This is a genomic window from Vibrio sp. 3-2(1) (assembly GCF_963887575.1).
Lineage (GTDB): Bacteria > Pseudomonadota > Gammaproteobacteria > Enterobacterales > Vibrionaceae > Vibrio > Vibrio anguillarum.
Window position 1 is genome coordinate 404,922 of record NZ_CAWPGB010000022.1, and the last position, 18,753, is coordinate 423,674.

Below are 18,753 nucleotides of genomic sequence, written 5' to 3' on the forward strand. Positions count from 1 at the left end.
GATACTTCCTCGTAAAGTGTGCTCTTCGTTCTATCTCTAAATAGTAGGATAGTTGAGGAGCAGACATCCTGTAGGGGCTACAGACCTTTCGGCCACGTCGGGTAGCTAAATTATTATATTTGTGATGTTTTTGTTAATTCGGGGTGAATTTACTCCTTTATTTTTTATGGATATAGGGAAATAATGAAAATAATTAATTCCAAAATTGACATAATAAGATGCGAGCAGACGACCTAATATTGTTTTCACAAGTGATGGAGCTGGGAAGTTTTAGTAAAGTAGCAGAACAGAATAGCCTTACAAATTCGGTAGTTAGTAAAAGAATGGCGCGTTTAGAAGAAGAGTTAGGCGTGCAGCTATTATATCGAACTACGCGTAAATTAACCCTGACCGAAGCAGGTAAGGCACTGTTACAGGGTGCGAAAAATGTGAAGCTTGCCACTCAAGAAGCCGTCGATGCGGTGGCTGGGTTTGGTGAAAATGTCAGCGGCCACATCAAAATGTCGGTACCCACCATATCAGGCGATCTAATATTGGCCGACGCGGTTGCGGAATTTTGCAATTTACACCCCGGTTTAACGGTAGACATGTCGCTTGATAACCGTTTTGTTGATTTAGTGGAAGGGGGTTTTGACCTAGTGATCCGCACTGGTTACTTGGAAGATTCAAGCCTAATTGCGCGGCATATTTTAGACTCACAGTGGGTTGTGTGCGCTTCTCCCTCTTATATTGCGAAAAATGGAAAACCGTTAAAACCGGAAGATTTAGTCAACCACAACTGCTTTCAATATGCCTACCAAACCACAGGCGCGAGCGAGTGGGAATTTAAAGGTCGCAAAGGAAACTATATTGTCACAGTGTCGGGCTGCTTCTCTACGGATAATGCCACGGCACTGAGAAAAGCGGCTTTAGGCGGCCACGGTGTTGCTTATGTACCGCGCTGTTTGGTTTATCATGATTTTCGTAACGGCCAGCTAGTGGATATTTTCCCGGAACAAGTGGGCAAAAAATTGGGTATATATGCCGTGTATCCCTTTACTCGCCAACCCCCGAATAAAGTCCGCTTGCTGATAGAGCACATCCGTGCCCGCTATTTGACTATTTCACACTATTTTTGAGTGTGACTTATGTAAAGGATGTCTTCGGTCGTATACCGTTCTGTTCCTCCCCCTTTTAGGGGGAGGTTAGGAGGGGGTACTGCCAGCAACCAAGAAACACCCCACCCTAACCCTCCCCTTGAAGGGGAGGGAATCAGTTTCGTGATCGTTGAGAGTGTGCCATTTATTATGATTGGTATGGCTTACTAAAACACTTTTGCCCCAAAGTGAGTTTCGTCTCAGATAGTGCATCAGAGATGGTTCTTGATTTTGCTATACTAAAAATAATCCCAAAAGTAGTGTAATCCGTGTATTAGAGAGTCTGTACTCGTTTATAGGTTTGCAGTGCGGTATTTTCTTGGTGTCTGATTGAACAGCTTTTTAAAAGCCTGTACATAGGATGAATCAGATGCGTATCCCAACTCCATAGCAATTTCCTGTATGCTCATTTTCGAGCTTAATAATGGCAGAGATAAAACCAGCCTTATATTTTGTCGCCACAGAGCAAATGATTGAGAGAACTCTTTCGCACATAATCTGGATAATGTGCGCTCAGATGCTCCGACTTTTTTTGCCCATTCTTTTAACGTAAACGGTAAGTCAGGTTGCTGTTTAAGCTGTAGAAAAATAGATAAAAGGCGTTTGTCCGTAGGGATGAGAAGTGGTATTTCATAACTTTTTGCTGCCTCGATTTGATCTCGTAAGACTGTTAACAAATGTGCCAAGTTGGATTCCGGCTGTGAGAGCGTATCACTTTTAAATAAAAGCAATATCAACTCTTTGAGGAAGGAGCTTACCTGACAGGATTTCGGCTCACTTCCATACTGCACATGTTTGTTAGGGTTGAGGTAAATCGCTAAAAATTCTGTGTCTGTAATTGCAACAGATTTATGAATGGTATTGGCGGGGATAAAGAGCATACCATTGTGAGGGACTATTCCACTTTTATCACTAATGTCTGATTGTAACAAACCTTGACGTGGGAAGACGATTTGGTGCCATGGGTGTGAATGGAAATCATCAATATAACCAGAAGCCATGATAGTCGTTTTAGTTATAAATTGTTTATCTGGAAAATCTCTGATTAAATCATTAGCTTGCATAAATGGCGGCTTGTCTACATTAATTGTCAGTCATTATAAATTACGCCAGTTTGTTTTGATATAACATCATCAGTCAATTGTTATCAAAAAACAAAAGGACTAAATGATGCACATTCACTTTATCATCCATGAACATTTTGAAGCTCCGGGAGCTTATGAGTCTTGGGCTAAAACTCGTGGCCATTCAACGGGTTACTCTCGGGTTTATGACGGTGACTCTCTTCCGGAAAAAGTAGATGATATCGATTTTCTGATTGTCATGGGCGGCCCACAAGATCCTGTGACCACTATCGAACAATGTGCTCATTTCGATGCCAAAGGTGAAAAGGCGGTAATTACAAAAGCGATTGATGCAGGAAAAGTCGTACTTGGTATTTGTTTGGGATCTCAACTCATTGGTGAAGCATTAGGTGCTCACTATGAGCATAGTCCTGAACGCGAAATTGGTAAGTTCCCTATCACGCTAACCAAAGACGGCAGTACCCATCCACTGTTTGACCATTTCGGCACCGTTCTGGAAGTGGGGCATTGGCACAACGACATGCCGGGACTGACTCCAGACGCCAAAATCATTGCGTACAGTGAAGGCTGTCCTCGACAAATCGTTGCTTATAGCGATTTTGTGTTTGGTTTTCAGTGTCATATGGAATTGACTAAAGATGTTGTAGCGTTGCTGATAGAAAATGATGATCTCAGCGAGGCAGCAAACTATCGTTTCGTTGATGAGCCTGAAGTACTAATGAATCATGACTATGATGAGATGAACCAAAAGCTACACGAATTTTTGGATAAACTAGCGAAAGCCTATCAAGCATAAAGTTAAGTTTCTGGTAGCTTTTTATTTTATCACCGGCTCATTGAGCTGGTTTTTTTATAGATAGTTAGTGAGGAAACACATGGACCTTGATTTGCAAACATACATGCCAATATTGGCAATCACTGGAGCGCTTACTCTCGGCGCTATGAGTCCGGGTCCCAGCTTTATCTTTGTTGCCAGACGAGCAATTTCACTTTCAAGACGGCATGGGATTTTTACCGCGTTAGGTATGGGGACGGGAGCTTTAGTTCTATCGGTTGCCGCCTTACTCGGATTACAAACGATTTTTAGCCTGATGCCGGTAAGCTATTCAATATTTAAAATTGCAGGCGGATGCTATCTCTTGTTTTTGGCATTTGGAATTGTGAGATCAGCTCGAATTCCGTTACAGTCCATAGATGCTACTCGATGCCAAGACATTTCCTTATTTCGTTCGTACTTATTAGGTTTAGGAACCCAACTCAGCAACCCCAAAACAGCCATCGTATTTGCCAGCGTATTTACAACACTGCTACCGCAAAACATACCTACGTATTTCTATATTGTGGTTCCAATCTGCACATTTTTGAGTAATGCAGGATGGTATCTTATTGTAGCTTTAGTTTTATCTGCTTCACGCCCTCGTCAAGCGTACTTAAAATTTAAACAATTTATTGATTATTTGTCTGGGTCAATGATGGGAGGATTAGGATTGAAATTAATCATCAGTCGCTAATAAGTGTCACGAATGAGCACTTTGCTATACTTCAAGTAATGCATTAAATGCTAATTTAGCAAAATCGATAACTTACATGTGTCCAAAGGTGTGCCGACGGGGCATGAAACACGAAAATGCCCCTTTCCAAGTTTGCGCAACAAAACGGTGGTAAATTTCGCCAGAAAATAGCCCGACTTTTACTAATGGCAGACCGCGCAATATCGATGCGCGGAATCTCCCAATTACTTGCACCATACTGCGTATACCAAGTAGCCTAACTTTTGTATAACAATTCGCTTAGCTAATCACCTACTCTAAAAGAAGTGGTTCAGACAAAGCCTTTCATAGAAATTGTTCTTCAGCTTATGTACTTTTATATAAATTTGCTTGGCGCTGTAAGTGTTCAATAAACATCGGGATCTTTTTAGCCAAGTGTTTTCTGGAAGCATAAAAGACATACAAAACTAAATCTTCAGGTTCGTACTCCAGTTCTACGACGTTCAAAGAGCCTGCATCTATCTCATTACGACAGGATTCGATTGGTAGTATCGCGAATCCCAAACCAGCTAATGCGCCAGATTTGGCAAGATGTCCGCTATTAACCTTAAATGAAGACTGTACCTTTTGGGTAATTTGCTCACCTTTAGCATTTTTGAAAACCCAAGGAATTCCATTTAGTGCTGTAAAGCTATTGATGCACGGAACGTGTTTTAAATCGGTAATCTGAAAAGGTCTGGGAGAGACCTTTAGAAGTTGGGGGGATGCTACAACAGCACTTTGCCAGCGTTTAATCTCCTTAGCTACCCAATTATTGTCTTCAAGCTTTCCTCTGTGAAAGCTCAAAATAACGTCAAACCCATCAAGTAAATCCTCTTTAGGGCTGATACTCGTATCACAACATAATGAAATTGAGGGATGCTGGGTACAAAAAGAAACCACTGCTTGAGCTAAAACAGGCGAGTCTGGCATTAAAACTCTAAGTTGTCCCATGACTTCATAAGAATGCTGAGTCACTTCCTCAAGTGCGTCATTAAGCTTGTCCAGCAGTGGCTGTGTTCGTAAATAAAGATGTTCCCCTGCATCTGTCGGAGCTATCCGACGTGTAGTCCTGTCAAATAGTCGTGTATCCAGTCGCTCTTCCAGTAAAGCGATATGGCGACTGACATTTGACGTCGGTAAGTTTAGAAATTCCGCCGCGCGTTTAAAGCTGTTGTTTTCATAGACACAATGAAAACTTTTTAGCCACTGCTGGTCAATCTTATCAAACATTTCATTTCATCCCATAATATTGGATTATAAAACCCATATTTGACACTTTATTACCAGAAATTGGCTTATACAATGCCCCTTATTAAAGTTATCTGGTAAAGGTATCCCATGAGTTGGTTAGAAAAGCTGTTAGATAAAAAGAATATAATCAGTACACGTAAAGCGTCGATTCCAGATGGGGTATGGACCAAATGTCCCTCGTGCGACCAGATCCTTTACCGCATGGCTCTTGAGGAAAATCTGGAGGTATGTCCAAAATGCGATCATCATTTGAGAATGTCGGCACGCCACCGCTTAGACAGCTTTCTGGATAAAGGGGAACGAGTTGAGATTGCCAGTGAACATGAGCCACAAGATTTACTGAACTTTAAGGATCTGAGACGCTACAAGGAACGTCTTGCTATAGCCCAGAAAAGTACAGGAGAAAAGGATGCCTTAGTTGTGATGAAAGGAAAGCTACTGGGCTTACCAGTTGTTGCCTGTGCTTTCGAGTTTTCTTTTATGGCTGGCTCAATGGGTTCTGTTGTCGGCGCTCGTTTTGTTCGTGCCGTTGAGGCCGCTATTGAAGCAAATTGTGGATTAGTTTGCTTTTCTGCCAGTGGTGGTGCTCGTATGCAAGAATCTCTAATGTCGTTAATGCAAATGTCAAAAACCAGCGCTGCATTAAATCGTTTATCCAATGAAGGCCTCCCTTATATATCTGTATTAACAGACCAAACATTGGGTGGTGTATCTGCGAGTCTAGCCATGCTGGGAGATGTTAACATCGGTGAGCCAAAAGCAATTATCGGGTTTGCTGGGCGTCGAGTTATAGAGCAAACCGTTCGTGAGAAATTGCCCGAAGGTTTTCAGCGAAGTGAGTTCCTTTTAGAGCATGGCGCTATCGACATGATTGTGGATAGACGTGAGATGCGCAAGCGAATTGGGGGTATAATAGCTAAGATGACTCATAACACTATTTCGCTGGAAGCATAGTTTATAGTTTCTGTAACGAAGCTGATCTATCAACCTGACTGATATTTCGTGAATATTTGCATAAATAATTTGAGCAACGCAAGGTTACGATGCACGCTATTGTCCATTTCCTTTCACGTACGGCACCGTATCAATCAGTGCCACACAGTCTTTTGTAATATCAAAAGTTATCCGTGAATAGCTAATTTAGTAAAAGCACTGACAAACTTCTGTCCAATTATATGCCCTAGAGTGGAAGCTGATACCGTTCTGTTCCTCCCCCTTTCAGGGGGAGGTTAGGAGGGGGTGTTTCTTTGAGTTGTACTATGTACTAATTGTGGAAAAGGAGGCCGTTTAGGGCTGAAAGGTTTATGGGGCTTGTTTTGAATTATGCGGTTTTAAAATATCAGCCAGCACGGAAAATGGTTTGGGTACTGGCTGAGTTTTCGTGGTTAAACGATTTTAGGTTGGCCGTCGGAAGCGGTAGCGCCACCATCGACGGGTAAATTGACACCATTAATAAACGATGCATCGTCACTGGCTAAGAAGGCCACTGCGGCGGCAATTTCGCTCGGTTCTGCGGCGCGTCCTAGAGCGATGCGCTCGTTAAATTTATCTCTAATCTCTTGCGACCAACCATTGGTCATATTGGTTTTAACTAAGCTTGGGCACACGGCGTTAATTCGCACGCCAGCGGCACCGTGGTCTAACGCCATGGCGCGAGTGAGGTTGACTACCGCGCCTTTACTGGCGCAGTAAAATGCGGCACCCCAGTCGCCACCTAAGCCAGAGACTGAAGCGGTGTTGACTATGGTCCCCTGCGTTTTTAGCAGCTCAGGTAAGGCAAATTTAGAGCAATACACGACGCCATCAATATTCACCGCTGATATTTTCTTCCAATCTTCAACACTGCTTTCTAAGACGGAGCCGGGGATGTGGATGCCCGCATTGTTGACTAAAATGTCGAGCTTACCGAAGCGTGATACGGCGTTATCGATCATAGCTTTTACTTTTTTAGGATCGGAGACGTCAATCACTTGCGCCGCGACGCGTGTTGAGTCAAAAGCTTCGATGGCGGTGGCGAGCTGCTCTTCATTCCAGTCGGCCAGTACTACATTGGCCCCTTCATCATATAAACGCTGTGCTATCGCAAAGCCGATGCCGTTGGCGGCACCCGTGACTAAAGCGACTTTATGGGTTAAACCATTCATATTGTTTCTCCTTCGATATGCTCAAAAATTGGATCTCGATTTTCTTGTGTTCTGGGTAGCATCAACTTGTAGTTGTCGCTGTAATCAACGGGGATAGCGATGACAGCAGGTCCTTGAGTTTCCATGGCTTGATGCAGCATAGGCATCAGTTGATGACGTTCGGTCACGGCAAAGCCTTGCGCGCCAAATGATTCGGCATACGCTTTAAAGTCTATCGGGCCAAATTTTATTCCGGACGGGCGTTGATACTTTTTCATCTCTTGTATCTCGACCATGTTGTAGGCGTTATCGACCCAGATGATATGTACAATGTTGCATTTTAGGCGGACGGCAGTTTCTAACTCCATGCTTGATTGCATGAAGCCACCATCACCAGAAACAGAGACCACTTTGGTACTGGGTTTAAGCAGGTTTGCACCAATCGCCCAAGGTAGGGCAACGCCCATAGTTTGCTGACCATTTGAAATCAGCATTTGACGGGCGCGAAAACAGCTTAAATAGCGTGCAATCCAGATATGGAAGCTGCCCATATCCAGACACAAAGTGGTGTCTGGGGTAATAATGGATTGCATCGCTTTGATTAAGGTTAATGGATGAAACCCATGCTGAGATTGACGAGTAGGGTAGGATTTTATTATCTGCCGCTGTTGTGCCACTTCCTCTAAAATCGATAAGGCTTTGGGAGAGAGGCGTGCGAAATTGGTGACACAATCGATCATATCATCCAGTGATTGAACGATATTGCCGACAATTTCCACACAAGGTTGGTAATTGAGCTGATACTCTGCTGGTTCAATGTCTAAGTGGATGATTGGGGACTGTTTTGCGTTCCAAAGCTCTGGGTCGTACTCGATGGGGTTAAAACCAATAGTGACAATCAGGTCAGCATCTTGCAGCAATACATCTCCGGGCTGATTGTTAAATAAACCTACGCGGCCAGCGAAATGGTGATAATAGTTAATATCAACTGCCCCAGCGGCTTGATAGGTTCCGACTACAGGCAGTTGAGTGGTGCGCAAAAAACGGCTGATGGCTTGAGCATTTTCAGCGCGACTGGCGTGTAAGCCGAGTAAGACGACGCAGCGCTGTGACCGCTCGATTCGGGTAATGGCTTCTTCGATCGCTTCTGGGCTGGCTTGGCTTGAATGAGCATTACGTGATGGAACAATAATATCAGTGAGAGTGTGGTCGGATAACACATCTTGGGGAATGCTAACGAAACACGCCCCCGGCCGGCCTGATTCTGCTGTGCGAAAGGCATTGGCCATCACTTCGCTGGCGGCATCAACATGTTGAATTTCTGCACTGGATTTTGTGATAGAGCGGAAAATACTGACGGTATCCATACTCTGGTGCGTTTGCTTTTGTTGATCTGCTCGTTTGACCGCGCCGCCGATAGCGACCAGCGGGTCACCTTCTGAATTGGCAGTGGCAACCCCTGAAACCAAGTTGCCACAGCCCGGGCCTGAGGTCACCATGGTGACTCCAGCTTTGCCGGTTAAACGGCCGATGACGCCGGCCATAAAGGCCGCATTGGCTTCGTGACGCACTGGGATCATTTGAATATTGGTGTCTTCAATGGCGTCAAATAACCGATCAATTTTGGCCCCCGGAATGCCAAAAATATAGCGGACACCCAAAGATTCCAGCTGTTGAGCGATTAATTGAGCGCCATTTCTAGTGGTAGGTTTTGTATTCATTTTTATACCCTTATTGTTGACTGACGTTGACACTTCTTGACGAAGTGGTGGTGCTATCTGGCGGCTTTTTTCAATTCAATTCTTTTTCTCCTGTTCAGCGCTATTTTTCCGCTTTTTCAATCGCGGTTCGGATGTCATTGGGAGCTAGGTTGGCTTTAAGGAAATCTAGCGAAGTCGGGGTATCAATTACCAAGCGCGATACTTTGCCAATTTGTAAAAAGCCCGACGAAATAGAGTAGTCCTGTATGTGGCCGCCGCCTTTTCTATCTTCGGTAATGAAATGTTCGTGATACCCCGGAACGTTAATACCTGTGGTGTACTGCGGGCTTCTAAAACCGGCGATAACGCCTTGTTTGAAGGTGAAATTAAATGTGGGCTGCTCTTTTACAACATCCAACATTGGGCGAAATGGGCGAGTTTGACGCGGCACGGTACGCGTTCTGACAAACTGATATAAACCGTCAATGCGTACTGCGCAGAAAATATTGTCACTGGGTACTAGCTCATCAATCAGATGATGAACGTCAGCACGAGACATTTTAGAGGTGATAGGAACTTCGACATCAGGAGTGAAAAAAGTCATGACGGCGAAGGGGGTTTGCTGCGCTAAGTGTGCGGGGTTAGCCGAACCATCGGCTTTTAATTGGAAAACCTCTTTATCAAACGCAATGAGCTCACCGTCTAATTGATTGAATGTGCCCAAGCCAAAATCGCCATGTTGCAGCAGTTGTTCAACCGTTGTTGCGCCTTCATAAACGCCAGCAATCAACGCACTCATCAACGAAGTTTGGTAAATCTCTCCATCACCCGTTACATGATGATATTCAGCAAACTCTTTTGCTACATCGAGAGAACAAGCACAAAGCGGAGTGTAGAATCCACGCATGAGAATAACCATTTATGCAATAAAGTGTATATTTAGATTGACTTCTCCACGTGGCTAAATCCAATATAAATAAGATTTATTTCTATATGGAAAAGATATGGAGTTTCGCTATCTCAAGTATTTTGTGGCGGTGGCACAAACTCGCCATTTCACACGAGCGGCTGAAGTGTTAGGTATTGCTCAACCACCGTTGAGCCAGCAGATAAAGAAATTGGAGCATGAGCTCGATACGCTGTTATTCAAGCGTTTACCACGTGGGGTAGAGCTGACCGAGGCTGGGCAAATGTTTTATGTTGATGCGGTCACCATCTTAAATGATGTGGATCGAGCGAAGGCGAAAGTAAAACAGTTGGCGCGTGGAGAAAAAAATGAAGTACGGATGGGCTTTGCTACTTCGGTTGCGATGAATACCCAAATATTATCCCGAGTGCGGGAGATAAGGGACAGTTTTTCAAACGTGAATCTCACCGCGGTTGAGCAAGCGATGCCAGAGTTGGTTGAGCAGTTGAAAGCTAAGCAGTTGGATATAGCATTGGTGCGTTTACCTTGTTATGCCAGTGAGTCTTTAAAGCGGGTGGTTTTATTTGAAGAGCCTTTTGTCGCGGTGATCCCTTTAGGGCATACCTTGGCTGAAAAAGATCGCCTTACTTTAGTTCAGTTAAAAAATGAGCACGTGTTGTTGTTTCCTCGTGAAACGGGGCCAGCATTGCATGATGGTATGAAAGCGCTGTTTGACGATGTGGGCATCCGTGTCGATCAACGTTTTTCGGCTCCGCAGTTGAGGTCGATGGTTGCAATGGCTCAGGCGGGATTTGGCGTAGCTGTTGTGCCCCAATCACTGGCTGAACATATCGATGATTCTGCCGTGATCACTCCTATCGAGGAGATGCCTTTTAACAGCCAAATTGCGGTGCTTTGGGAAGCCAGTAACTTAAATAAGCATGTGCTTAAGGTGGTGAAGGCATTAAGTCACCAAAAATAACATCCCCAGCATGATGATACTGGGGATGAAGCGTGCCAAAGTGGTAAGGTTAATCACGCTTACTTAGCGAGTTGAATGCAAAAACTCCACTGCTTTATCGGGATAGTCCGTAAATAAACCATCCACTTTGACAGTGTTGTAGAACACATCGAGCATCCCATCAAAGCTGTCGGCATAAGGTGCAATACGATCGGGTTCTGCGCGGAAGGTATAAGGGTGAACGACTAATCCGGCGGTTTTAGCGGCTTTCATCAATGGCTTGATGATGATGTTTTCTTTGGTTGAAGCGTCGTCAACCAACATAGGTTTCCACGGGCCAATTCCATCGGCGTAGGTAGCGACTTGCTTCATGCCGTTTGCTTCGAACATCCAATCATAGCTGTATGGCTGTGCTTGGTCGCCATCATAGATCATGGTCTCATTCCAATCGGTGTAGGCCATCAATTGAACCAGTTTGAGGTCCATGTTCATTGCTGGAAGCAGTTCATCATTAATGCGTTTTAGCTCGATAGGATCAAAACATTGCAAGTAAACGTTTGACTCTTGACTGTCGTAACCATATTCCTTCAACATTTTCAGTACCGCTTTACTGATGTCTTTACCTTCATGGCGGTGGAACCAAGGCGCTTTGATTTCCGGATAAATACCAATATCGTAACCGAGCGTTTTGTTCAGCCCTTGGATCAGCTCGATCTCTTCCGCTAAGGTTGGGACGGTGAAGTCTGATTTCCAAAGAGGGAAACGGTTGGGGAAACCAGCGGTTTTATTGCCTTTGTCATCGATATTAAAACCTTCAGTTACGCGCAGGCTTTTGATCTCTGCCAGCGTAAAATCGATGGCATAGTAGCGGCCATCACCACGTGCGCGGTCAGGGAAACGCTCTGCAACGTCAGTGACGCGGTCAAGGTAGTGATCGTGTAGAACCACCAATTGGTCATCCTTGGTCATCACGACATCTTGTTCAATAAAATCAGGCTTCATGCCGTAAGCAAGCGCTTTGGCTTCAAGGGTATGTTCAGGCAGATAACCGGAAGCGCCGCGATGCGCTATCACCAATGGTTCTGCTTGAACCCACGCCGAGCTGGCTAAAGTAGCCATGGAAAGTGCGAGTAGTGTCAGTTTCATATTGTTATCCTTAAAAATTCCCCCTGACGTTGCAGGGGGAGAGTTTTGATTCAAAGTGAACAGTGCGTAACGTAAATTCAACACATTTAGGTGTCAGATTTATGATTGTGTTGACGCTTTTTCTTCCGCAATTCTGTCTTTTTCTTTATGGTGAGCACGCTCGCCAATGTAGGCATACAGCAGACAAAGGATAGAAATACCGCACGAAGCGACTAGGATCATAAAGCCGCCATCCCAACCAAAGTGGTCAACGGTGTAACCCAATACCGCATTTGCCGCTACTGCGCCGCCGAGATAACCAAACAAACCTGTTAAACCGGCTGCGGTACCTGCTGCTTTTTTCGGAGCCAGTTCCAGTGCGTATAAACCAATCAACATTACTGGGCCATAAATTAAGAAACCAATCGCAACAAGAGCCGCCATGTCGATACCTGGGTTACCAGCAGGGTTAAACCAGTAAATGAGTACCGCAAAAGTAACGAGAACCATGAATAAGATGCCCGCAGGTGCACGACGGCCTTTGAATACTTTGTCGGATATCCAACCACACAATAGCGTTCCCGGAATACCTGCCCACTCATACAAGAAGTACGCCCAAGAAGATTTATCAACGGTGAACTCTTTAGCTTCTTTCAAATAAACAGGAGCCCAGTCCAATACGCCATAACGAATGAGATACACAAAAGCGTTGGCAATAGCGATAGACCACAACAATTTGTTAGAGAAAACGTACTTAAAGAAGATTTCCTTCGCGGTCATCTCATTCTCATGAGATTTATCGTAGTCGTCTGGGTAGTCATCTTTATACTCTTCAATCGGTGGTAAACCACAAGATTGCGGCGTATCGCGCAGTGTCATCCAAATGAAAATGGCAACTAAGGTCGCAAAAAAGGCAGGAACGTAAAATGCGGCGCGCCAATCATCGTTAAATGCCCAAAGACCAAACAAGAAAAGGGGACCGATTAAGCCACCGCCGACGTTGTGGGCTACGTTCCATACAGAAACAATTTCCCCACGTTCTTTACGTGACCACCAGTGAACCATGGTACGGCCACAAGCAGGCCAGCCCATACCTTGGAACCAACCGTTTAAGAACAGCAAAATAAACATCGCAGTAATGCTGCCTGTTGCCCACGGCATAAAACCGAAACAGAACATTACTAACGCAGACATTAAAAGGCCTGCACTTAAGAAGTAGCGTGGGTTAGAGCGGTCAGAAACACTCCCCATTAAAAATTTAGATAGGCCATAAGCAATCGATACGGCGGCAAGAGCTACCCCGAGATCACCGCGGCTAAAACCTTGGTCAATCAAATAAGGCATCGCCAAACTAAAGTTCTTACGAACAAGGTAGTAGCCTGCGTAGCCGAAGAAAATACTGATGAATAACTGCCAGCGCAAGCGGCTATAAGTGCTATCGAGCCGCTCAGTAGCGAGCCTCTCGATATGCGCTTGGGGTTTAAAGATACCAAACATAGTTGACCTCATTATTGTAGTGCGATGGTTCTAAAGCTCGAACGATAAAAAATGTTTCATTCGAAAGAGAACGGCATTGTCGTGTGCAACTAAATGTATTTCTGTGACAAATGTTACAAGGGAATTAATTTGTGCATAAAAACAAATGATTAGTTTTCATTTTTTCATGGTTAGTGCCATTAAATTGAGATGTAATCGTTTTCATTTTTGTTCGCGAGATGTTTGTTTTTGGTTGTTTTGTCGTCAATTAAATCGCAGATAAGGAAAGTTGGCAAAAATTGTTAAACCATGAAGTCACTCGAAACTCACTGTGAGTTCAATGATTCATATCCTTTTTGATTGGAAAGAGAGTGGCAAAATAAGCAAATAGTCCAGTATTCCTACCCAGATTTGACACTGTCTATTGATAATTCTTGCTAGCTTTGATTGGCAATTCATGTGTTACAGAGTGTCGTTCTGTGGCATTGATGCTAATAATACAAAAAGGAAGAATGATGAATAATTTTAATAAAGTCAGTGTATTGGGTTTGCTTTCATTGAGCGGATTGCTTTCTGCTCATGCACAAGCTCATGGTTGGGTTGAATTTCCGAGCGCGCGGCAAAATACCTGTTACTTAGATGGTGGTTTTTGGAGTAATACGATCCCTAATGCAGCATGCCAAGCGGCTTTTGATCAGTCCGGAGCTTATCCTTTTGTACAACGCAATGAAGTTGCGGCCAATGTGGCAAATTATCGTGACATGGCTCATGTTCAAGCTGTTGTTCGCGACGGCTTGTTGTGCTCCGCAGGCAGCAACGCGAAAGCAGGGTTAGATGTTGCTTCACCTCATTGGCAAAAAACGGCCGTGAATTTAGATGCTAATCAACAAATCGAATTAGTCTTTAATGCTACCGCGCCACATAACCCCTCTTATTGGGAGTTTTATCTCTCTAAACCGACTTATACTGGTGAGGCCCCATTAACTTGGGATGATCTGGATCTTATTGATACCAAAGGTAATATCACCGTAGGGACGGATAAAAAATATCGCATCAAGATTACCCTACCCGCCGATAGAAGTGGTGATGCAGTGCTTTATACCCGCTGGCAACGTATTGATGCCGCGGGCGAAGGTTTTTATAACTGCAGTGATATTAGTTTTAGCGGTGGTGGATCAAACCCAACGGATCCGACAGACCCATCAGAACCTGCGCAGAATCTCAGCGATCTTGGTGGTTATCTTTCACAAGGTTTTGGTCCTGTTGAATCTGGCGATACGGTTCGTTTGCGTACCTTCGATGCCAATGGCAATGAAACGACCGATATCAGCTTAGCGATTTCAGCCAATAATACAGCAACGTGGCCAGCGGAAATGGCAGGTCAGTTTAACCAAGTAAAAAAAGGGGAGTGGTTTATTGGTATTTGGCACCAAGAAATGAATCACTATATGTACGATAGCCAGAATGTGTATGCTAACCGTGTGTTTGCTCCAAACGCGACTTACAGTTATCAGCTTTCTTTGCTAAAAGAGGAAACGCCACAGCCACCTGTCCCAGATAATGCTTGGAATGCGACTAAAATTTATACGTCCGGTGATGTCGTTATGCACAATCAGCAAACTTGGACCGCGCAGTGGTGGACAAAAAATGAAGAGCCCGGAACTACGGGTGAATGGGGCGTATGGCGATAGTATTAAATAGCTATAGTATCGAGTAGTAAAAAGAGGCCATGGCCTCTTTTTACTCTTTAACTCTCTGGTTTAATCATGGCTTATGAGATGAGGTTATTCACACAATTTGCCTTGTTTTGCTGGTTGGGTTAACAAGTAATCACCTTCTAAACTGCGATAGATTATCGCATTCCAAATGCTGCCATCATCCATTTCAAACTCAATGGCATAATTCACCCCGTTAACCACTTGTGAGCGGACATCGATAATGTCTTTTAATTGTGCATTGCTCTCCATTTGTGCTAAAGCGCTCTTCAACGCTTCTTTAGCTTCGTCGGTAATTTCTGTCGCTTGCCAACCTCCCGGCATCAACTCGCTTGCACAGATGGGCGACGGTACGGCATCTGTTTCCGCCACCACGGCGGTGGGCTCTAGAGCCTTAGCACTTTCTGTTTGCGTTTGTTGATCACACCCCGCTAACGCGAGCAAACCAAATAGAGGTAAAAGAAATCGTTTCATTGAGTTGTCCTTTGTTTTTAGAAAAGCAGAAAGGGTTAATCTGAGGAGTTCATATTAACAATTGTGGTGTGAGGAGTCCGTCAAGCTCTGTTAGGTGCGTGATAAATTATGATGATATTTTCTGACAATAAAACGCTATTACTATTTCTTACCAATATTGTCAGTTTTTAACCATAAATAACAAAGCCATTTCAACGTTAGGCTAGGTGTGATGCACATAAAAAACGCATTACATGACTGTGTGTTTTTATGCCTAGAAAAGTGATCAAGGTTGCAGAGTTGTAAGCTGATCGGCGATAAATTTTACAAATTGATTTCCATCAAAAAAGTGTGGTTTTTATGTGCTACTGTGCGCGCAAATAAAAACTATTACCCCGCCCTACAAAAAGGAAATCACAATGAAAAAAACACTTTGCGGCCTTGCCGTGCTTTCTGCTCTTGTTTCTACGAATGTTTTTGCCCACAAAGAAGGTGACTTTATTGTGCGTGCCGGTCTTGCCGCTGTGGTGCCCAATGATAGCAGCGATGGTATTTTAGGCTCAAATGAAGAGCTTGCTGTGGACTCAAACGTTCAGCTTGGCTTAACAATAGGCTATATGATCACCGACAATATTAGCTTTGAAGTGTTAGCGGCTACACCTTTTAGCCATACTATTTCAACCAATCTTTTGAACTTAGGTGACATTGCTGAAACAAAACATCTACCGCCAACTTTTATGTTGCAATACTACTTTGGTGAAGCGTCATCGAAATTCCGTCCTTATGTTGGAGCGGGCATTAACTACACCATGTTCTTCGATGAAGGTTTTAACAGTACGGGAAGTGGTGCAACCTTAACGGATCTCAAACTCAAAGATTCTTGGGGTTTAGCGGCCAATGCTGGTTTTGATTATATGCTCAACGAACAGTGGTTTTTGAATGCGTCAGTTTGGTATGCCGATATTGAAACCGAGGCAACGTATAAGTTTGGCGGCATTGAGCAAAAAACTGATGTGACCATTGATCCTTGGGTATTTATGATAGGCGCTGGTTATAAGTTTTAGTGGTAGCAAGGTGATTAATAGAAGGCAGCGAGCGCTGCCTTTTTCAATTTCAAGCAAAAATTATATTGATAGTTATGTGCACTATTAAATGTACATATAATTATCATTTGTGTTTATCTTGTTGATATTAAAATTAATTATCATAAAAACTCTTCGAGTTATTTTGGCTATTGTCTTTTTTGTGACCATTTTATTTGACGCTCGTTTTGCACTATTTTTCCGTGCTACTGGCGAGGTTGGTTTTCTTGATCCATTTTCAATGAGCGAATCATTCGCAGTCACGTCGCTGGTGGTTGATTGGATGTAAGTCGTCAGCGGATGCTAATAATAACTCTCTAGGATTGAGAAATGAAAAAAGTACAACGTCAAATGAAGTGGCTATTCCTCGCAGCCTCTATCAGCGCAGCACTACCAGTATCAGCCGCGAAAATGGTGCAGGTTGATGATCCAAGTCTACTAGAACAAGCTTTATCCATGCAGGCTCGCAGTATTGTGCCAACACAAAATGGCTTTCAGGTGATAAAAAGCGTCACTCTACCTAATGGTAAAGTCAAAGTCCGTTACCAGCAGATGTATCATGGTTTACCGGTCTTTAATACGTCAGTCGTAGCAACGCAAACTGAGAAAGGTATCGGCCAAGTTTACGGCATGATGGCGCAGCAAATTGATTCTGATGTGGTAAGTACTTCACCACAAGTTGAACAAAAGCAGGCGGTTAGCATTGCACTTACGCATTACCAACAACAAAACCCATCACTAACGAGTGCGGATCTTGTTACAGAAAACGAGCGTGCTCAATTGATGGTGCGTTTGGACGAAAACCAAATGGCTCAAATGGTTTATTTAGTCGACTTCTTTGTTGCAACCAATGAACCTGCACGGCCATTTTTCTTTATTGATGCGAACTCTGGTGAAGTATTACAAACTTGGGAAGGGTTAAACCATGCAGAGGCGACGGGTACTGGACCTGGTGGAAATCAGAAGACAGGTTTTTATCAGTACGGAACAGACTTCCCAGGGTTAGTGATAAATAAAGTAGGCAACACCTGTAGCATGATGAATAGCGCTGTAAAAACCGTGGATATGAAGCATGCGACATCGGGTGGTTCAACGTTCAGCTATTCATGTACCGACGCGAGTAATTACAACGATTACAAAGCGATTAATGGCGCTTATTCACCGCTTAATGACGCACACTACTTTGGTAAAGTGGTGTTCGATATGTACAAAGACTGGATGAACACTACTCCATTAACCTTCCAGCTAACTATGCGTGTGCATTATGATAGCAACTATGAAAACGCCTTCTGGAACGGATCGTCCATGACCTTTGGTGATGGCCAAAATACATTTTATCCATTAGTGGATATCAACGTCAGCGCGCATGAAGTTAGCCACGGCTTTACCGAGCAGAACTCAGGGCTTGTTTACCAAAATATGTCTGGCGGGATGAATGAAGCGTTCTCTGATATTGCTGGGGAAGCGGCTGAATTTTATATGAAAGGCAGCGTTGACTGGGTGGTCGGGAGCGACATTTTCAAATCTTCCGGTGGCTTACGTTATTTTGATCAACCGTCAAAAGATGGCCGTTCTATCGATCACGCTTCTCAATACTACAATGGATTAAATGTTCACTATTCAAGTGGTGTGTTTAATCGCGCGTATTATTTGCTAGCCAACAAAGCCAATTGGTCGGTTCGTAAAGGTTTTGAAGTGTTCACAGTCGCTAACCAGTTATATTGGACAGCAAACAGTACCTTTGACCAAGGTGGATGTGGCGTCGCAAAAGCGGCACAAGACTTAGGTTATAACAAAGCGGATGTGGTTGATGCCTTTAACCAAGTGGGCGTAAATGCTAGCTGTGGCGTAGTTCCTCCAACGGGGAATGTGCTAGAAAAAGGCAAACCAGTAATAGGGTTACAAGGTACGCGAAGCTCCGAAGCCTTCTATACCTTTACGGTCGCAAGCTCAACCAGCGCTAAAGTTTCGATCAGTTTGGGCTCAGGTGATGCTGATTTGTATGTCAAAGCCGGCAGCAAACCAACCACTTCTTCGTGGGATTGTCGCCCTTACAAATCGGGTAACAATGAACAGTGCACAATTTCTGCAACACCAGGAACCACCTACCATGTGATGCTCAAAGGCTATAGTAACTACAGTGGTGTAACGTTAAGACTGGATTAATCATCTTTATTGATTAAATTTAAAGGGGCACGAGTCAGTGC

The 18,753-nt window shown here is 43.9% G+C and carries 17 protein-coding genes; 9 read left to right on the forward strand and 8 right to left on the reverse strand.

All coding sequences use genetic code 11. From position 1 onward, the window contains the following. The first annotated feature begins 218 nt into the window (after positions 1 to 218). Complete coding sequence (locus AACQ79_RS09935; RefSeq protein ID WP_170899023.1) at positions 219 to 1,118, forward strand: LysR family transcriptional regulator; 900 nt, start codon at positions 219 to 221, stop codon at positions 1,116 to 1,118. Between the two features lie 311 nt (positions 1,119 to 1,429). On the opposite strand, the gene AACQ79_RS09940 is transcribed toward AACQ79_RS09935, so the two are convergent. Beyond that, entirely contained in the window at positions 1,430 to 2,200 is a 771-nt protein-coding gene (locus AACQ79_RS09940; RefSeq protein WP_094132356.1) for a helix-turn-helix transcriptional regulator, read from the reverse strand. A 106-nt stretch (positions 2,201 to 2,306) separates the two neighbouring features. Here AACQ79_RS09940 and AACQ79_RS09945 point away from each other — a divergent pair, with 106 nt between their 5' ends. Both AACQ79_RS09945 and AACQ79_RS09950 read left to right on the forward strand, forming a co-directional pair. Then, positions 2,307 to 3,017: a type 1 glutamine amidotransferase gene (locus AACQ79_RS09945; protein WP_094132354.1), complete on the forward strand. Its 711-nt coding sequence runs from the start codon at positions 2,307 to 2,309 to the stop codon at positions 3,015 to 3,017. A 79-nt stretch (positions 3,018 to 3,096) separates the two neighbouring features. After that, positions 3,097 to 3,732: a LysE family translocator gene (locus AACQ79_RS09950; RefSeq protein WP_170899024.1), complete on the forward strand. Its 636-nt coding sequence runs from the start codon at positions 3,097 to 3,099 to the stop codon at positions 3,730 to 3,732. Between the two features lie 345 nt (positions 3,733 to 4,077). On the opposite strand, the gene AACQ79_RS09955 is transcribed toward AACQ79_RS09950, so the two are convergent. Then, positions 4,078 to 4,983 carry a LysR family transcriptional regulator gene (locus AACQ79_RS09955; RefSeq protein ID WP_170899025.1) on the reverse strand — a complete coding sequence of 302 codons (906 nt, stop codon included), beginning with the start codon at positions 4,981 to 4,983 and terminating at the stop codon, positions 4,078 to 4,080. Between the two features lie 108 nt (positions 4,984 to 5,091). On the opposite strand from AACQ79_RS09955, the gene accD reads away from it, so the two are divergent. Beyond that, a complete protein-coding gene (accD, locus tag AACQ79_RS09960; protein ID WP_000118599.1) occupies positions 5,092 to 5,958 on the forward strand; it encodes an acetyl-CoA carboxylase, carboxyltransferase subunit beta in 867 nt (288 codons plus the stop codon). A gap of 431 nt (positions 5,959 to 6,389) precedes the next feature. On the opposite strand, the gene AACQ79_RS09965 is transcribed toward accD, so the two are convergent. From AACQ79_RS09965 to budA, 3 genes are all read right to left on the reverse strand, one after another. Beyond that, entirely contained in the window at positions 6,390 to 7,148 is a 759-nt protein-coding gene (locus AACQ79_RS09965) for an SDR family NAD(P)-dependent oxidoreductase (RefSeq protein WP_013868131.1), read from the reverse strand. Then, complete coding sequence (gene alsS, locus AACQ79_RS09970; protein ID WP_170899026.1) at positions 7,145 to 8,848, reverse strand: acetolactate synthase AlsS; 1,704 nt, start codon at positions 8,846 to 8,848, stop codon at positions 7,145 to 7,147. The genes AACQ79_RS09965 and alsS overlap by 4 nt, the downstream gene beginning before the upstream one ends. A 100-nt stretch (positions 8,849 to 8,948) precedes the next feature. After that, positions 8,949 to 9,746, reverse strand: a complete 798-nt coding sequence (gene budA / locus AACQ79_RS09975; protein WP_069212237.1) for an acetolactate decarboxylase — start codon at positions 9,744 to 9,746, stop codon at positions 8,949 to 8,951. Positions 9,747 to 9,831: 85 nt separating this feature from the next. Here budA and AACQ79_RS09980 point away from each other — a divergent pair, with 85 nt between their 5' ends. After that, entirely contained in the window at positions 9,832 to 10,716 is an 885-nt protein-coding gene (locus AACQ79_RS09980) for a LysR family transcriptional regulator (protein ID WP_170899027.1), read from the forward strand. Between the two features lie 63 nt (positions 10,717 to 10,779). On the opposite strand, the gene glpQ is transcribed toward AACQ79_RS09980, so the two are convergent. Further along, positions 10,780 to 11,841, reverse strand: coding sequence for a glycerophosphodiester phosphodiesterase (gene glpQ, locus AACQ79_RS09985; protein WP_026028651.1), 1,062 nt, complete (start codon positions 11,839 to 11,841; stop codon positions 10,780 to 10,782). A gap of 99 nt (positions 11,842 to 11,940) precedes the next feature. Next, on the reverse strand, positions 11,941 to 13,317 hold the full coding sequence (gene glpT, locus AACQ79_RS09990; protein WP_026028652.1) for a glycerol-3-phosphate transporter: 1,377 nt from the start codon (positions 13,315 to 13,317) through the stop codon (positions 11,941 to 11,943). Between the two features lie 494 nt (positions 13,318 to 13,811). Here glpT and AACQ79_RS09995 point away from each other — a divergent pair, with 494 nt between their 5' ends. Then, entirely contained in the window at positions 13,812 to 14,987 is a 1,176-nt protein-coding gene (locus AACQ79_RS09995; RefSeq protein ID WP_094125092.1) for a lytic polysaccharide monooxygenase, read from the forward strand. A 93-nt stretch (positions 14,988 to 15,080) separates the two neighbouring features. On the opposite strand, the gene AACQ79_RS10000 is transcribed toward AACQ79_RS09995, so the two are convergent. Next, positions 15,081 to 15,485, reverse strand: coding sequence for a cystatin domain-containing protein (locus AACQ79_RS10000; protein WP_094125091.1), 405 nt, complete (start codon positions 15,483 to 15,485; stop codon positions 15,081 to 15,083). A gap of 398 nt (positions 15,486 to 15,883) precedes the next feature. Here AACQ79_RS10000 and ompW point away from each other — a divergent pair, with 398 nt between their 5' ends. The 3 genes from ompW (at position 15,884) to empA (ending at position 18,712) form a co-directional block, all read left to right on the forward strand. Next, the gene (gene ompW / locus AACQ79_RS10005) at positions 15,884 to 16,528 is read left to right on the forward strand and encodes an outer membrane protein OmpW (protein ID WP_047687768.1); all 645 of its coding nucleotides are present in this window, start codon (positions 15,884 to 15,886) and stop codon (positions 16,526 to 16,528) included. A gap of 163 nt (positions 16,529 to 16,691) precedes the next feature. Beyond that, positions 16,692 to 16,835, forward strand: coding sequence for a hypothetical protein (locus AACQ79_RS10010; RefSeq protein WP_019281242.1), 144 nt, complete (start codon positions 16,692 to 16,694; stop codon positions 16,833 to 16,835). Positions 16,836 to 16,876: 41 nt separating this feature from the next. Further along, positions 16,877 to 18,712, forward strand: a complete 1,836-nt coding sequence (empA, locus tag AACQ79_RS10015) for a zinc metalloprotease EmpA (RefSeq protein WP_170899029.1) — start codon at positions 16,877 to 16,879, stop codon at positions 18,710 to 18,712. Positions 18,713 to 18,753: the final 41 nt, after the last annotated feature.

Excerpts from the sequence above, each read along its gene's own strand:
- AACQ79_RS09935 (WP_170899023.1), top strand. The coding sequence starts at position 219 with ATGCGAGCAGACGACCTAATATTGTTTTCACAAGTGATGGAGCTGGGA.
- AACQ79_RS09940 (WP_094132356.1), bottom strand. The coding sequence starts at position 2,200 with ATGCAAGCTAATGATTTAATCAGAGATTTTCCAGATAAACAATTTATA.
- AACQ79_RS09945 (WP_094132354.1), top strand. The coding sequence starts at position 2,307 with ATGCACATTCACTTTATCATCCATGAACATTTTGAAGCTCCGGGAGCT.
- AACQ79_RS09950 (WP_170899024.1), top strand. The coding sequence starts at position 3,097 with ATGGACCTTGATTTGCAAACATACATGCCAATATTGGCAATCACTGGA.
- AACQ79_RS09955 (WP_170899025.1), bottom strand. The coding sequence starts at position 4,983 with ATGTTTGATAAGATTGACCAGCAGTGGCTAAAAAGTTTTCATTGTGTC.
- accD (WP_000118599.1), top strand. The coding sequence starts at position 5,092 with ATGAGTTGGTTAGAAAAGCTGTTAGATAAAAAGAATATAATCAGTACA.
- AACQ79_RS09965 (WP_013868131.1), bottom strand. The coding sequence starts at position 7,148 with ATGAATGGTTTAACCCATAAAGTCGCTTTAGTCACGGGTGCCGCCAAC.
- alsS (WP_170899026.1), bottom strand. The coding sequence starts at position 8,848 with ATGAATACAAAACCTACCACTAGAAATGGCGCTCAATTAATCGCTCAA.
- budA (WP_069212237.1), bottom strand. The coding sequence starts at position 9,746 with ATGGTTATTCTCATGCGTGGATTCTACACTCCGCTTTGTGCTTGTTCT.
- AACQ79_RS09980 (WP_170899027.1), top strand. The coding sequence starts at position 9,832 with ATGGAGTTTCGCTATCTCAAGTATTTTGTGGCGGTGGCACAAACTCGC.
- glpQ (WP_026028651.1), bottom strand. The coding sequence starts at position 11,841 with ATGAAACTGACACTACTCGCACTTTCCATGGCTACTTTAGCCAGCTCG.
- glpT (WP_026028652.1), bottom strand. The coding sequence starts at position 13,317 with ATGTTTGGTATCTTTAAACCCCAAGCGCATATCGAGAGGCTCGCTACT.
- AACQ79_RS09995 (WP_094125092.1), top strand. The coding sequence starts at position 13,812 with ATGAATAATTTTAATAAAGTCAGTGTATTGGGTTTGCTTTCATTGAGC.
- AACQ79_RS10000 (WP_094125091.1), bottom strand. The coding sequence starts at position 15,485 with ATGAAACGATTTCTTTTACCTCTATTTGGTTTGCTCGCGTTAGCGGGG.
- ompW (WP_047687768.1), top strand. The coding sequence starts at position 15,884 with ATGAAAAAAACACTTTGCGGCCTTGCCGTGCTTTCTGCTCTTGTTTCT.
- empA (WP_170899029.1), top strand. The coding sequence starts at position 16,877 with ATGAAAAAAGTACAACGTCAAATGAAGTGGCTATTCCTCGCAGCCTCT.